15 protein-coding genes are annotated in these 12,995 nt (G+C 56.1%); 4 read left to right on the top strand and 11 right to left on the bottom strand.

Translation table 11 applies throughout. The features are described from left to right. Positions 1-174 precede the first annotated feature (174 nt). Together pagP and cspE are read left to right on the top strand one after the other, a co-directional pair. The gene (gene pagP, locus AC3EMD_RS19325; protein ID WP_228300329.1) at positions 175-699 is read left to right on the top strand and encodes a lipid IV(A) palmitoyltransferase PagP; all 525 of its coding nucleotides are present in this window, start codon (positions 175-177) and stop codon (positions 697-699) included. A gap of 194 nt (positions 700-893) precedes the next feature. Continuing rightward, a complete protein-coding gene (gene cspE, locus AC3EMD_RS19320; RefSeq protein WP_012542460.1) occupies positions 894-1,103 on the top strand; it encodes a transcription antiterminator/RNA stability regulator CspE in 210 nt (69 codons plus the stop codon). A gap of 66 nt (positions 1,104-1,169) precedes the next feature. Here cspE and crcB read toward each other — a convergent pair whose 3' ends face one another. Next, positions 1,170-1,553 (bottom strand): fluoride efflux transporter CrcB, encoded by a 384-nt coding sequence (crcB, locus tag AC3EMD_RS19315; protein ID WP_008805628.1) that lies wholly within the window; start codon positions 1,551-1,553, stop codon positions 1,170-1,172. 89 nt (positions 1,554-1,642) lie between these two features. Here crcB and AC3EMD_RS19310 point away from each other — a divergent pair, with 89 nt between their 5' ends. Together AC3EMD_RS19310 and tatE are read left to right on the top strand one after the other, a co-directional pair. Further along, complete coding sequence (locus AC3EMD_RS19310; RefSeq protein ID WP_042947534.1) at positions 1,643-2,431, top strand: deaminated glutathione amidase; 789 nt, start codon at positions 1,643-1,645, stop codon at positions 2,429-2,431. A gap of 244 nt (positions 2,432-2,675) precedes the next feature. Next, positions 2,676-2,882 (top strand): twin-arginine translocase subunit TatE, encoded by a 207-nt coding sequence (gene tatE / locus AC3EMD_RS19305; protein ID WP_008805630.1) that lies wholly within the window; start codon positions 2,676-2,678, stop codon positions 2,880-2,882. Positions 2,883-3,082: 200 nt separating this feature from the next. Here the strand turns inward: tatE and lipA are convergent, their stop codons facing one another. From lipA to rsfS, 10 genes are all read right to left on the bottom strand, one after another. Further along, entirely contained in the window at positions 3,083-4,048 is a 966-nt protein-coding gene (gene lipA, locus AC3EMD_RS19300; RefSeq protein WP_002894467.1) for a lipoyl synthase, read from the bottom strand. Between the two features lie 180 nt (positions 4,049-4,228). Then, the gene (locus tag AC3EMD_RS19295; protein WP_302073645.1) at positions 4,229-5,188 is read right to left on the bottom strand and encodes a YbeF family transcriptional regulator; all 960 of its coding nucleotides are present in this window, start codon (positions 5,186-5,188) and stop codon (positions 4,229-4,231) included. Between the two features lie 129 nt (positions 5,189-5,317). Next, positions 5,318-5,962, bottom strand: coding sequence for a lipoyl(octanoyl) transferase LipB (gene lipB / locus AC3EMD_RS19290; protein WP_012542459.1), 645 nt, complete (start codon positions 5,960-5,962; stop codon positions 5,318-5,320). Between the two features lie 104 nt (positions 5,963-6,066). After that, the gene (gene ybeD / locus AC3EMD_RS19285) at positions 6,067-6,330 is read right to left on the bottom strand and encodes a DUF493 family protein YbeD (RefSeq protein ID WP_002894474.1); all 264 of its coding nucleotides are present in this window, start codon (positions 6,328-6,330) and stop codon (positions 6,067-6,069) included. Between the two features lie 112 nt (positions 6,331-6,442). Continuing rightward, positions 6,443-7,642, bottom strand: coding sequence for a D-alanyl-D-alanine carboxypeptidase DacA (gene dacA / locus AC3EMD_RS19280; RefSeq protein WP_008805633.1), 1,200 nt, complete (start codon positions 7,640-7,642; stop codon positions 6,443-6,445). A gap of 139 nt (positions 7,643-7,781) precedes the next feature. Beyond that, positions 7,782-8,939, bottom strand: a complete 1,158-nt coding sequence (gene rlpA, locus AC3EMD_RS19275) for an endolytic peptidoglycan transglycosylase RlpA (RefSeq protein ID WP_008805634.1) — start codon at positions 8,937-8,939, stop codon at positions 7,782-7,784. An 11-nt stretch (positions 8,940-8,950) separates the two neighbouring features. Beyond that, a complete protein-coding gene (gene mrdB, locus AC3EMD_RS19270) occupies positions 8,951-10,063 on the bottom strand; it encodes a peptidoglycan glycosyltransferase MrdB (RefSeq protein ID WP_008805635.1) in 1,113 nt (370 codons plus the stop codon). After that, on the bottom strand, positions 10,063-11,964 hold the full coding sequence (gene mrdA / locus AC3EMD_RS19265; protein ID WP_302073644.1) for a peptidoglycan DD-transpeptidase MrdA: 1,902 nt from the start codon (positions 11,962-11,964) through the stop codon (positions 10,063-10,065). The genes mrdB and mrdA overlap by 1 nt, the downstream gene beginning before the upstream one ends. 27 nt (positions 11,965-11,991) lie before the next feature. Then, on the bottom strand, positions 11,992-12,459 hold the full coding sequence (gene rlmH / locus AC3EMD_RS19260) for a 23S rRNA (pseudouridine(1915)-N(3))-methyltransferase RlmH (RefSeq protein ID WP_002894620.1): 468 nt from the start codon (positions 12,457-12,459) through the stop codon (positions 11,992-11,994). Positions 12,460-12,462: 3 nt separating this feature from the next. Then, positions 12,463-12,780 carry a ribosome silencing factor gene (gene rsfS / locus AC3EMD_RS19255; protein WP_002894623.1) on the bottom strand — a complete coding sequence of 106 codons (318 nt, stop codon included), beginning with the start codon at positions 12,778-12,780 and terminating at the stop codon, positions 12,463-12,465. Positions 12,781-12,995: the final 215 nt, after the last annotated feature.

Genomic DNA, 12,995 nt, shown 5'->3' with positions numbered 1-12,995 from the left:
GATAGTTAAAAGGTTCTGATGGTCACCGGGCAAAAATCAGGAGTTTGCCTTATTTCGTTCAACCTGTATTGAGACTATCTTTGCTATTTTAGGCGGCTTTTAAATGAAAGTGGTAATGGAAAAGTGTTGATGTTACGTCGTTTTTCACTGTTTTCTCTTGGTTTTTTTGGATGGTTGTTGGTATCCGTAAACGCCAGCGCGTCGTTTTCATCGACCCTCAGCGAAGGTTACCATACCTTAAGTAATAACGTCGCGCAGACCTGGAATGAGCCGGAGCACTATGACTTGTACGTTCCAGCCATTACCTGGCACGCGCGGTTTGCCTATGATAAGGAAAAGACGGATAAGTATAACGAACGCCCCTGGGGCGCGGGTTTTGGCGTCTCGCGCTGGGATGAGAAGGGAAACTGGCACGGTCTGTACCTGATGGCGTTTAAAGATTCTTTCAATAAATGGGAGCCTATCGGCGGCTACGGCTGGGAGAAAACCTGGCGCCCGCTGACCGACCAGAACTTCCACCTTGGACTCGGCTATACCCTTGGCGTGACGGCGCGCGATAACTGGGACTACATCCCCATTCCGGTGATCTTACCATTGGCGTCAATAGGTTACGGTCCGGCGACTTTCCAGATGACCTATATTCCCGGCACCTACAATAACGGTAACGTTTACTTCGCCTGGGCTCGTATACAGTTTTAATTCGCTAAGTCTTAGCAATAAATGAGATAAGCGGTGTGTCTTGTGGAAAAACAAGGACTAAAGCGTTACCCACTAAAAAAGATAGCGACTTTTATCACTTTTTAGCAAAGTTGCACTGGACAAAAGGTACCACAATTGGTGTACTGATACTCGACACAGCATTAGTGTCGATTTTTCATATAAAGGTAATTTTGATGTCTAAGATTAAAGGTAACGTTAAGTGGTTTAATGAGTCCAAAGGATTCGGTTTCATTACTCCGGAAGATGGCAGCAAAGATGTATTCGTACACTTCTCTGCAATCCAGTCCAACGGTTTCAAAACTCTGGCTGAAGGTCAGCGTGTAGAGTTCGAAATCACTAACGGTGCCAAAGGCCCTTCTGCTGCAAACGTAATGGCTATCTAACCAACACGTCAGTAGAATATAAAAACCCGCTTAACGCGGGTTTTTTTTTGCCTGTTTTTCAGATTGTTAACGGCTGGCGGCCTGCGAGAAAAGCCAGAAGGCGACGGCCGTCATGGCAAACGAACCCAGCAAATTCACCATCACGTTGAGGAGTGCCCAGCTCACCCGCCCCTGCTGCAGGAGAAAGACCACTTCCGCCGAGAAGGTGGAGAAGGTGGTCAACCCGCCGCAGAACCCGGTGGTGATCAGGAGCTTCCACATCGGGTCAATATCCGTCAGACGGTTAAACCACGCCAGCCCGGCACCAATCACAAAGGCGCCTACCAGGTTGGCCGTCAATGTCCCAATCGGGATAGCATGATGCACAGGGTTGAGCTTCATGCCGAGCCACCAGCGCAATACGCTGCCGGTGCCACCGCCAATAAAAACGGCGCAAAGAAGTTGAAACACGGTTGTTTCCTGCTATTTGATATAAGAGAACCTCAAGTGTAGCGCGCGACGGGCGCGATTGGCTATTCATAACCTGACCGGAGAAAAACATGCGGGTAGCGGCAGGACAATTTGCCGTCACGCCAGTATGGCGGACGAATGCGCAGACCTGTGTGGCGATGATGCAACAGGCTGCGCGTGAAGGGGCGGCGCTGCTGGTGCTGCCAGAGGCGTTACTGGCGCGAGATGACAACGACCCGGATATGTCAGTGAAATCGGCTCAGCCGCTGGATGGGGCGTTTTTGCAGTTGCTGCTGGCTGAGAGCGGGCGTAACCGTTTGACCACGGTCCTGACGCTGCATGTGCCGTCGGCAGAAGGCCGTGCGACCAATACGCTGGTGGTCTTGCGGGATGGCGAAGTAATAGCCCATTATCACAAACTGCATTTATACGACGCCTTCGCAATGCAGGAGTCGCGGCGGGTGGATCCTGGCCAGCAGATCCCGCCGGTAATTGAAGTGGCGGGGTTACGCGTTGGCCTGATGACCTGCTACGATCTTCGCTTCCCGGAACTGGCCCTATCGCTGGCGCTGAACGGAGCTGAGCTGCTGGTACTGCCCACCGCATGGGTGAGAGGGCCACAGAAAGAGCACCACTGGGCGACGCTGTTGGCGGCGCGCGCGCTCGATACGACCTGCTATATCGTGGCGGCAGGCGAATGCGGGACGCGGAATATTGGTCAGAGCCGCATTGTTGACCCGCTGGGAACGACGCTGGCGGGGGCCGGGAGCGAACCGCAGCTGATCTTTGCCGATGTCTCCGCCGAGCACCTTGCGCGGGTTCGCGAGCGTTTGCCGGTACTGCAGAACCGACGATTTGCGCCACCGCAATTATTGTGATGTTTTTTTAAACAGGGCTTGATTCACCTTGTTACAGATTGCTATTGTGTCCGCGCGTCAAATACCCGTATTGTTTATCCTAATAATTCGCTGTGCACGTCAGGACGGACACCCCTGCGCTAACTCCTTCAGGGGGAAGGCTCTGGGCCGAATCACGCAGCCCACGCACAGGTGGATTACAATATGACGGATAAATGCGTGTATGATGGCGTATTCGCAGCTTGTATAGAGAAGAAGGTTAGCTATGGGTGAGATTAGTATTACCAAACTGCTGGTAGTCGCAGCACTGATTATCTTAGTGTTTGGTACCAAGAAATTACGTACGCTGGGCGGCGACCTGGGTTCGGCTATCAAGGGCTTTAAAAAGGCCATGAACGAGGATGACGATAGCGCGAAGAAAGCCACCGTGGAAGAAGAAGCGCCGGCGCAGAAGATCTCTCATAAAGAGTAATTGATCCGATGCGTCCCCCCGGAGGGATGCTGGCGGAACGGCGAAGAGGCCGCGACGAATATCGTTGCGGCCTTTGTCGTTTTTGGCGATGCCGCGCAGAAAAGATGCAACGAACTGTTACGAAAACGCGAAGCAGAGGAAGCAGAGGAAGCGGAGAGGGGCCGCTGCGGCGAAAAGGCGCGCAGCGGCAGAAGCGGCAATTACTTCACTTCCATTCCTTTAGCCTGCAGGTCGGCATGATAGGAAGAGCGAACGAAGGGACCGCAGGCGGCGTGGGTGAAGCCCATCGCCATCGCTTCCGCTTTCATCTCTTCGAACTCTTCCGGGCTGACGTAGCGCTGTACTGGCAGGTGGTGACGGCTCGGCTGCAGATACTGGCCTAACGTCAGCATGGTGACGCCATGGCGGCGCAGGTCGCGCATCACTTCAATGATCTCGTCGTTGGTTTCGCCCAGACCGACCATCAGGCCAGATTTCGTCGGGATCTCCGGATGCGCTTCTTTAAAACGCTCCAGCAGCTTCAGCGACCAGTTGTAATCCGCGCCCGGACGCACCTGACGATAGAGACGAGGTACGTTTTCGAGGTTATGGTTGAAGACATCCGGCGGGGTTACCGTCAGAATATCAAGCGCGCGATCCATGCGGCCGCGGAAATCCGGAACCAGCGTTTCGATCTTAATCGACGGGTTTTTCTCGCGAATGGCGCTGATGCAGTCGGCAAAATGCTGTGCGCCGCCATCACGCAGGTCGTCACGGTCCACTGAAGTGACCACGACGTAGCGCAGACCCATATCAGCGATGGTTTGCGCCAGCTTCTGTGGTTCGTTCGCATCTGGTGCAACCGGGCGCCCGTGCGCGACATCGCAGAACGGGCAGCGACGAGTACAGATCGCGCCGAGGATCATAAAGGTCGCGGTACCGTGGTTGAAGCATTCTGCAAGGTTCGGGCAGGAGGCTTCTTCACACACGGAGTGCAGGCCGTTCTTACGCATCGCTGCTTTGATACCCTGGATACGGGACGAATCTGCCGGAAGTTTGATTTTCATCCATTCCGGTTTTCTGAGCAGAGCTTCACGCTCAGTTGCCACGTTTTTCACCGGGATAAGGGCCATTTTATCGGCGTCGCGGTACTTAACACCGCGTTCCATCACAATGGGTTTACTCATAGCGTGCGTGTTCCAGTTGCGAGTCACGAAGGAAAGCGAATTAATTCAATGAAATGTTGCAATTATCAACTATTTTTGAATCAAGAGCAGGCAGTATACCATTGAAAAGGGGCAGAAAGCAGCCTGCCTGCCTCGCAAATTGTAAAATAGTTGTTGTTTTATCCTTTTTCTTTCCGTGCGCTACGCCTTAAACGCCTGGATTACCGTCTCGATAATTTCTTTCAGCAATGGCTCCTTCCCGCTTTGCTTATTGTAGTGCAGCGCAACATTAATTTTTTCGTCCTGCAGGGAGTGAAAATCCAGGGTTTGCAGTGGCCAAAGCCGGGATACCATGGCGAACAGGCGCTCGGTGGTCAGCCCCAGCATGTCGCTCTCGGCGATCATGGCTGCCTGGGTCAGCAGGTTAAAGGTGCTGAATCCGCAGCGTCGTTCGCCCATCTCTTCCTGCAGGCGGCGGTGAAGGGTGGGGTAGCGCTGGCCTTCCGGAAGCAGCAGCGCAAATTCATACTGAGCGAGATGGGCTTCATCCTGTGGGCCATGCAGCGCGGGGTGCTCGGCACGGCAGTACATCCGTACCCGATCCTGGTACAGCACATGATGGCTTATCGCCTGGCCGCTGTGCAGATGAGTGTCAATTAACAGATCCACCTGGCGCTGGTCGAGCTGCCGCGCGGCGTCGGTGATGGCGATGTTGTGCAACAGGATCTGCGGAAAGGCCGGTTTTAGCGCACTGGCCACGATGGGTATCAGTAGCGCCCCCATGCCTGGCGTGGTGGCGATAGCGATCACCCGCTGCTGGTGGGGGCTACCGGCGATATCCAGCGCACTGAGGAAAGCCTCCATACCCCGGCTGATGTACTGATGAAGATGGGTAGCATACGCGGTGGGCATCACACCTTGCCCCTTGCGGATAAACAGCGGGTCAGGAAAAAGCGCCCGCAGTTTGTTAATCGACTGGCTAATAGCCGATGGCGTGATATTCAGTATCTTAGCGGCGTTGACGATGCCTTTATGGACGTAAACGGCTTCGAAGATGGTTAACAGGTTGAGGTCAATATTGCGCAGGATGCGAAACATCTGGCGGTCATAACGTTCATCCTGTCGTTCAGGGGATTCTGACGGAGACGTATTCTCTGGCACGCGATGAGTCCGGTTGGGAATGATAGGGCAAGTATAGCGGCCCACCACATCCCGTACGTGACAATTGATTGCAAAAATAATGTGTTAATCGTTTAGCGCCCCGCCGCCTGCGGGGCGCTGATCTACCGTTTACTGCTGGGGGAGATATTCGTGCGGGGGATGGTTCAGCAGCGCCAGCAGATTGGCGACCAGCCGCGGGGCGACCGTCTCTGGAGTCACCTCTGGCTGCCACTGGCGCATTTGCGTCATCTCCATGCCGGCATAGCCGCAGGGATTGATGCGCAGAAATGGCGCGAGATCCATCGCGATATTGAGCGCCAGACCGTGGAAAGAGCACCCTTTGCGGATCCGCAGTCCCAGTGAGCAGATTTTGCGATCGCCGACGTAGACCCCTGGGGCATCGGCGCGGGGATGCGATTCGATGCCATACTCGGCCAGGGTATTAACGACCGTTTGCTCCAGCAGCGTCACCAGCTCGCGCACACCCAGCTTGCGGCGTTTAAGGTTCAACAGAACATACATTACCTGCTGTCCTGGACCGTGATAGGTCACCTGGCCGCCGCGATCGCTCTGGATCACCGGAATATCGCCGGGCACCAGCACGTGTTCCGCTTTGCCTGCCTGGCCCTGAGTGAAGACCGGGTGATGTTCCACCAGCCAGATCTCGTCGAGGGTGTCTTCATCGCGGGCGTCGGTGAATTCATGCATCGCCTGCGAGATGGGTTCGTATGGTTGCAGGCCAAGCTGCCGGATAAGAATTTTATTGTGCTGCAAAACAACATCTCCGCCGGGAAGAGAGGACTCAGGGCGGGGAGTATATCACAGCAGGGCGGAAGGGGATGAAAGGACCCGGCACGGCGGCCGGGTCGGGGAAAAGGTTACAGCACCATCCGTACGATATCGATATTGCCTAACTCTTCGTACAGCGTTTCCACCTGCTCAATGTGGGTGGCGTTGATGGTGATGGAGACCGAGTGGTAGTTACCTTTGCTGCTCGGTTTTACTGACGGCGAGTAATCACCAGGCGCATGGCGCTGTACCACTTCCACCACCTGATCAACCAGCTCCGGCAACGCCTGTCCCATTACTTTGTAAGTAAAGGGGGTAGGGAATTCCAGCAGTTCGTTAAGTTTGGTTTTCATGTCAGCTCCGGTGTTACGACAAAATAATAACTCCCACCAAGGGCGGGAGTTATCAGGTTACTTGGATAAATAGTATATGGGGATGGAAATCACACTTTCAAGTGTTCGATTTTTAACCAAACCAGTGGTGGAACATTAACTTAATGTAATCAATAATTTTGCCAAAGAAATTCCCTTCCGGGATTTCCTGCAGCACCACCAGCGGGCGCTGATCGATAGTTTTACCATCTAACTGGAAGTTGATGGTGCCGACCACCTGGTTTTTCTGCAGCGGGGCGTGCAGTTCAGTGTTATTCAGCACATAGCTGGCTTTCAGATCTTTCATCCGGCCACGCGGGATGGTCAGGTAGACATCTTTATCCACCCCCAGCGAGGCGCGATCGCTGTCACCGAACCAGGCCGGTTCGGAAGCAAACTCTTTGCCGGCTTTGATCGGGTTGACGGTTTCAAAGAAGCGGAAGCCCCAGGTCAGCAGTTTTTTGCTTTCCGACTCACGACCTTTGAAAGTACGTCCGCCCATCACCGCCGAGATAAGACGCATCTGGCCTTCGGTGGCAGAGGCGACGAGGTTGTAGCCCGCTTTGTCGGTATGACCCGTTTTGATGCCGTCGACGTTCAGGCTGTTATCCCACAGCAGGCCGTTACGGTTCAGCTGGCGGATGCCGTTGAAAGTGAACTCTTTCTCACGATAGATAGAGTACTCGTTCGGCACATCGCGGATCAGCGCCTGGCCAATCAGCGCCATGTCGCGCGCGGAACTGTACTGTCCGTCAGCATCGAGGCCGTGAACGGTCTGGAAATGGGTGTTTTTCAGGCCCAGGGCGTTAACATAGTTGTTCATCAGGCTGACGAAGGCGTCCTGGCTACCGGCAACATAGTCGGCCATGGCCACGCAGGCATCGTTACCCGACTGCAGGTTGATACCCCGGATCAGCTGCGAAACCGGAACCTGCATCCCCGGCTTGAGGAACATCAGAGAAGAGCCTTTGAAAACCGGGTTGCCGGTGGCCCAGGCATCGTTGCCGACAGTGACCAGATCGGACTCTTTGAATTTACCCGCTTTCATCGCCTGACCGATGACATAGCTGGTCATCATTTTGGTCAGACTGGCCGGGTCGCGACGGGAGTCGGCGTTATTTTCCGCCAGCACTTTGCCGGAGTTGTAATCAATAAGCACCCAGGATTCGGCGTCAATCTGCGGGGCGCCTGGGATCATCGTTTTGATATTCAGGTCATCGGCGCGGGCAGCGGAGGAGAGCGCTGCAACGGAGAGCGCCGTGATGAGTAAACGAGCGGTGAAAGAGGTCTTCATGGTCAGAACAACGGCATCCGTGATGGAGTTAAAAAAAGTGCCTTACTATAGCAAATGCTCTGCGGGCCAGCATCCGACATTGCGCATGAGTTTGTTAATGACTTTTACATGCGCAAGGTGAACGGGCTGCCCGCGGCGTTTAGTTGGCGCGAGTAATAAAGGACTGCAGCTGCGCTTCGCTTTGCAGGCGCTGCTGAACGGCGCTGGCCTGCGCCTTATCAGCAAACGGGCCCAGCTGAATACGCCATACCGCGCCGTTTTGCGTGACCCGGCCTGGCACCGAGAACTGCTGGCTCAGGCGCTGCTGATACTGCTGCGCCCGCGCCTGGTCGCTCACTGCGCCAACCTGGACGACAAAATTACCGCTGGCGCTGGAGGTGGCGGTAGAGGAGGCGGCAACGGCGCTGGCGGTCGCGGCAGTGGCCGCTGTCGCCGCTACGCTACCCTGGATGGAGCCTGGCGCGGTGACGGGAGCCGTTTGCGTCGCGACGGCAGCAGCAGGGGCCGCAGTGGCGGCGGTCGTGGCTGCCGGCTCGCTACTCTCCAGCACGCCGCTGTTCAGCGGCGTCGGGGCGCCGAGGAAACCGCCGCTGTTCACCGGCGCGCCGACGCTGTCTTCCGGCTTCAGCGTGCTGTTGCTGATCGGGCGAACGTCGGCAGGCGCAGGCTGGTTCATACCTGTGGCGTCACCGCCGTCCAGATTCGGTCGGGCGGGCAGGGCGTACGTCTGTTTGGCGACGGTGGTGCAGGCCATTCCCGGACCGGAAAGCGAACCGTCAGGCGCAACGATGATGGGGTCGATACGCACCTTGGTGTTGTTCGAGGTGTTCAGACGGTCAGCAGACGCACGGGAGAGCGAGATAACGCGATCGTTACCATACGGGCCGCGATCGTTAATCCGCACGACGATCATGCGGCCGTTAGCGAGGTTGGTGATCCGCGCATAGCTCGGGATTGGCAGCGTGGGGTGCGCCGCGGTCAACTGGGTCGGATCGAAGGTTTCGCCGCTGGCGGTCAGGTTACTGTTAGGTTCCGCGTCATAGATCGCCGCAAAACCAGCCTGCGTAAAGTTGGCCGGATCCTGAACGATTTTATAGCTTTTACCGTCGCGCTCATAATCCTGATTCGCCGTGGCGTTCGGCGTTTCATACTGCGGATCGGCGCCGCTGATCTCAACCGTCGGGCCATTACAGACGGCCGGCTGTGGAGTACTGACCGTTTTTTGTTGCACGTCATCACTCGAACATGCCGCCAGCAGCCCCGCTGCTATGCAGATCCCCAGCCATTGCTTACGCATTGCAAACCCCTTTAAACGCTTTTCGACAACATTTTTCTGTGGGTATGGATCGACATCACGATACCAAACCCGGCCATCAATACGATCAGGGCGGAGCCCCCGTAGCTCACCAGCGGCAACGGTACGCCCACCACCGGTAAAATACCACTCACCATACCAATATTTACGAAGACATAAACGAATAAAATCAACATTAAACCACCGGCCATGACCCGGCCAAAGGTGGTTTGCGCCTGGGCGGCGATCCACAGCCCGCGCATGATCAGCAGAATATAGAGCGCCAGCAGGATCAGCACACCAATCAGCCCCAGCTCTTCGGCCAGCACGGCGAAGATAAAGTCGGTGTGGCGTTCCGGCAGGAACTCGAGCTGCGACTGCGTGCCGTGCAGCCAGCCTTTGCCGCGCAGACCGCCGGAGCCAATGGCAATTTTAGACTGAATAATGTGATAGCCGGCGCCCAGCGGGTCGGTTTCCGGGTCGAGGAGCATCATCACGCGCTGGCGCTGATAGTCATGCATCAGGAAGAACCACAGGATCGGTATAAAGGCGGCGACCAGCACCACGGCGATCCCGATAAGACGCCAGCTTAGACCGGAAAGGAACAGCACAAACAGCCCGGAGAGAGCGATCAGAATCGAGGTGCCGAGGTCGGGCTGCGCTGCCACCAGCAGGGTCGGCAGGAAGATCAGCACCAGCGCAATCGCGGTGTTCTTCAGCGACGGCGGACAGACGTCGCGGTTAATAAAGCGCGCGACCATCAGCGGCACGGCGATTTTCGCTATCTCCGACGGCTGAAAGCGGACGATACCGAGATCCAGCCAGCGCTGCGCCCCTTTGGAGATAGCGCCGAAAGCATCAACGGCCACCAGCAGAATAATACAGAAAATATAAAGATAGGGCGCCCAGCCTTCATAGACCCGCGGTGGGATCTGCGCCATGACGATCATGATCACCACGCCCATGGCGATCTGGCCGATTTTACGTTCCATCATGCCGACGTCCTGACCGCTGGCGCTCCAGATAACCAGCGCGCTGTAGGTCAGTAGCGCCAGCAGGATCAGCAGCATGGTGGGGTCAAGATGGATTTTATCCCACAGCGATTTTTTGTTCGGATTGTCCGTCATTATTGATCCTCCCCTGCGGTGACCGCCGGGTTTTCGCTTGGCAGCGTGGTGTTGTTATCGCCCAGCATAATGTGATCAAGGATTTGTCGCATAATGGTGCCGACCGCCGGGCCGGCGCCGCCGTTTTCCAGGATCATCGCCACGGCAACCTGAGGGTTGTTATAAGGCGCAAACGCCGTCATCAGTTTATGGTCGCGCAGACGTTCAGAGATGCGGTGCGCGTTATAGGTTTCGTTGGCCTTCAGGCCGAACACCTGGGCGGTACCGGACTTGGCCGCGATCTTATACGGCGCGCTGGCGAAATATTTGTGCGCGGTGCCGTTGCCGCGGTTGGCCACGCCGAACATGCCGTCTTTGGCGATTTCCCAGTAGCCGGAATGGATGTCGCCCACCGGCGGCTCATGCGGCTGAACCCACGGAACGGGCTTGCCGTCTTCCACGGTGCTTTGCAGCAGGTGCGGCACTTTCACCACCCCGTCGTTAATCAGGATCATCAGCGCCTTGTTCATCTGGATGGGGGTGGCAGTCCAGTACCCCTGACCGATGCCCACCGGAATGGTGTCCCCCTGGTACCAGGGTTTCTTGAAGCGCTTGAGCTTCCATTCGCGGGTTGGCATGTTGCCCGAGCGCTCTTCAGAAAGGTCGATACCGGTGTAGTGGCCGTAGCCAAACTTGCTCATCCACTCAGAGAGGCGATCGATGCCCATGTCATAGGCGACCTGATAGAAATAGGTATCCGCAGACTCCTCCAGCGCTTTGGTGACGTTCAGGTGGCCGTGGCCCCATTTTTTCCAGTCACGATAGCGTTTATCGGAGCCAGGCAGCTGCCACCAGCCTGGGTCGAACAGGCTGGTATTGCGGGTGATCAACCCGGCGCTCAGCGCCGAGACGGCGACGTACGGTTTTACCGTTGACGCCGGCGGGTAGACCCCCTGCGTCGCGCGGTTGACCAGCGGCGTGTTCGGATCGTTGAGCAGGCCGGAGTAATCTTTACTGGAGATGCCGTCGACGAACAGGTTCGGGTCATAGCTTGGCGTAGATACCAGCGCCAGAACGGCGCCGGTACGCGGATCGGTGACCACCACGGCGGCACGGCTACCGGCCAGCAGGGTTTCGATATACTGCTGCAGCTTGAGATCGAGAGTGAGGTAGATATCGCGTCCGGCCTGCGGCGGCACCTCTTTCAGTTGTCGAATGACGCGGCCGCGGTTGTTCACTTCAACCTCTTCGTAGCCGGTCTGACCGTGCAGGACATCCTCATAATAACGCTCAATACCCAGCTTACCGATGTCGTGGGTCGAGGCGTAGTTAGCCAGCTTGCCTTCTTTGTCGAGGCGGTCGACGTCTTTATCGTTAATTTTTGAGACGTAGCCAATGACGTGCGTCAGCGCCGAGTTATAGGGATAATAACGACGCTTGTAGCCTTTGACTTCCACGCCGGGAAAGCGGTACTGGTTGACGGCAAAGCGGGCAACCTGCACTTCACTGAGGTTGACCTTTACCGGAATCGAGGTAAAGCGATGGGAGCGTGCGCGCTCCTTTTTGAAGCCGGCGATATCATCGTCGGTTAAATCGACGACGTCACGCAGCGCATCCAGCGTCTGCTGCACGTTATCGACTTTCTCCGGCATCATCTCCAGCTGATAAATGGTGCGGTTAAGCGCCAGCGGGGTGCCGTTGCGATCGTAAATAATGCCGCGGCTCGGCGGGATCGGTACCAGCTTGATGCGGTTTTCGTTCGAACGCGTCTGATAGTCATTGAAGCGAACGATTTGCACATTGTACAGGTTGGCGACCAGAACGCCGGTAAGCAGCAAAATCCCCAAAAAAGCGACCAGCGCCCGGCGCACGAACAGCGAGGATTCAGCCGTATAGTCGCGGAAAGAATTCTGTAATTTCATTCGCTGCTTAGTCTACCCTGATCATCATTACTCACGGTGGTACGGGTGGTTGGTGGTTATGCTCCACGCCCGATACAGACTCTCGGCCACCAGTACGCGCACCAGCGGGTGAGGTAAGGTGAGGGTGGAGAGCGACCAACTCTGTTCCGCCGCTGCTTTACAGGCTGGAGAGAGGCCTTCCGGGCCGCCTACCAGCAAACTGACGTCGCGCCCGTCCTGTTTCCAGCGTTCCAGTTCGCGCGCCAGCTGCGGCGTATCCCATGGTTTTCCCGGAATATCCAGGGTCACGATACGGTTCTTACCGGCAGCGGCCAACATCATCTCGCCCTCTTTTTCGAGGATGCGCTTGATATCGGCGTTCTTGCCGCGTTTACCGGCGGGGATCTCCACCAGTTCAAACGGCATATCTTTGGGAAAACGGCGCAGATACTCGCTAAAGCCGGTCTGTACCCAGTCCGGCATTTTGGTGCCAACGGCCACCAGCTGCAACTTCACGCATTAACTCCAGAGTTTTTCCAGCTCGTACAGACGACGGCTCTCTTCCTGCATGACGTGAACCATCACGTCGCCGAGGTCGACGACGATCCAGTCGGCGGCGGCTTCCCCTTCAACGCCCAGCGGCAGCATGCCGGCGGCGCGGGATTCCTGAACCACGTGGTCGGCGATGGACATCACGTGACGGGTAGAGGTGCCGGTGCAGATAATCATGCAATCGGTGATGCTGGATTTGCCATGTACATCAATGGCGACGATGTCCTGACCTTTCAGGTCATCAATTTTGTCGATAACAAAATCCTGGAGTGCTTTACCCTGCAAGTGTTCCCCCTGGGTGCATGAAGATTGATAATGATAAAGAGCCTGACAGTATACCTGAACTGATGAAAAAGTCGGGTGAAATGTCTGTCGGCAGGCGTTCGTGGCGGGGTATCATCCCATCCCTCGCCGCGGATTGCATCGCCATTTTTGTAAAACAATTTCTGCAAACATGCTGTGGCGGATGCTGCCCGGCAGCGGAGAATAGCAGCCTGCTC

It is taken from the genome of Klebsiella sp. PK18, from assembly GCF_057784655.1.
Note: the sequence above shows the minus strand (reverse complement) of the source record. Positions and strands in the feature narration are given on the sequence as shown.

Excerpts from the sequence above, each read along its gene's own strand:
- cspE (WP_012542460.1), top strand. The coding sequence starts at position 894 with ATGTCTAAGATTAAAGGTAACGTTAAGTGGTTTAATGAGTCCAAAGGA.
- AC3EMD_RS19310 (WP_042947534.1), top strand. The coding sequence starts at position 1,643 with ATGCGGGTAGCGGCAGGACAATTTGCCGTCACGCCAGTATGGCGGACG.
- tatE (WP_008805630.1), top strand. The coding sequence starts at position 2,676 with ATGGGTGAGATTAGTATTACCAAACTGCTGGTAGTCGCAGCACTGATT.
- lipA (WP_002894467.1), bottom strand. The coding sequence starts at position 4,048 with ATGAGTAAACCCATTGTGATGGAACGCGGTGTTAAGTACCGCGACGCC.
- ybeD (WP_002894474.1), bottom strand. The coding sequence starts at position 6,330 with ATGAAAACCAAACTTAACGAACTGCTGGAATTCCCTACCCCCTTTACT.
- dacA (WP_008805633.1), bottom strand. The coding sequence starts at position 7,642 with ATGAAGACCTCTTTCACCGCTCGTTTACTCATCACGGCGCTCTCCGTT.
- rlpA (WP_008805634.1), bottom strand. The coding sequence starts at position 8,939 with ATGCGTAAGCAATGGCTGGGGATCTGCATAGCAGCGGGGCTGCTGGCG.
- mrdB (WP_008805635.1), bottom strand. The coding sequence starts at position 10,063 with ATGACGGACAATCCGAACAAAAAATCGCTGTGGGATAAAATCCATCTT.
- mrdA (WP_302073644.1), bottom strand. The coding sequence starts at position 11,964 with ATGAAATTACAGAATTCTTTCCGCGACTATACGGCTGAATCCTCGCTG.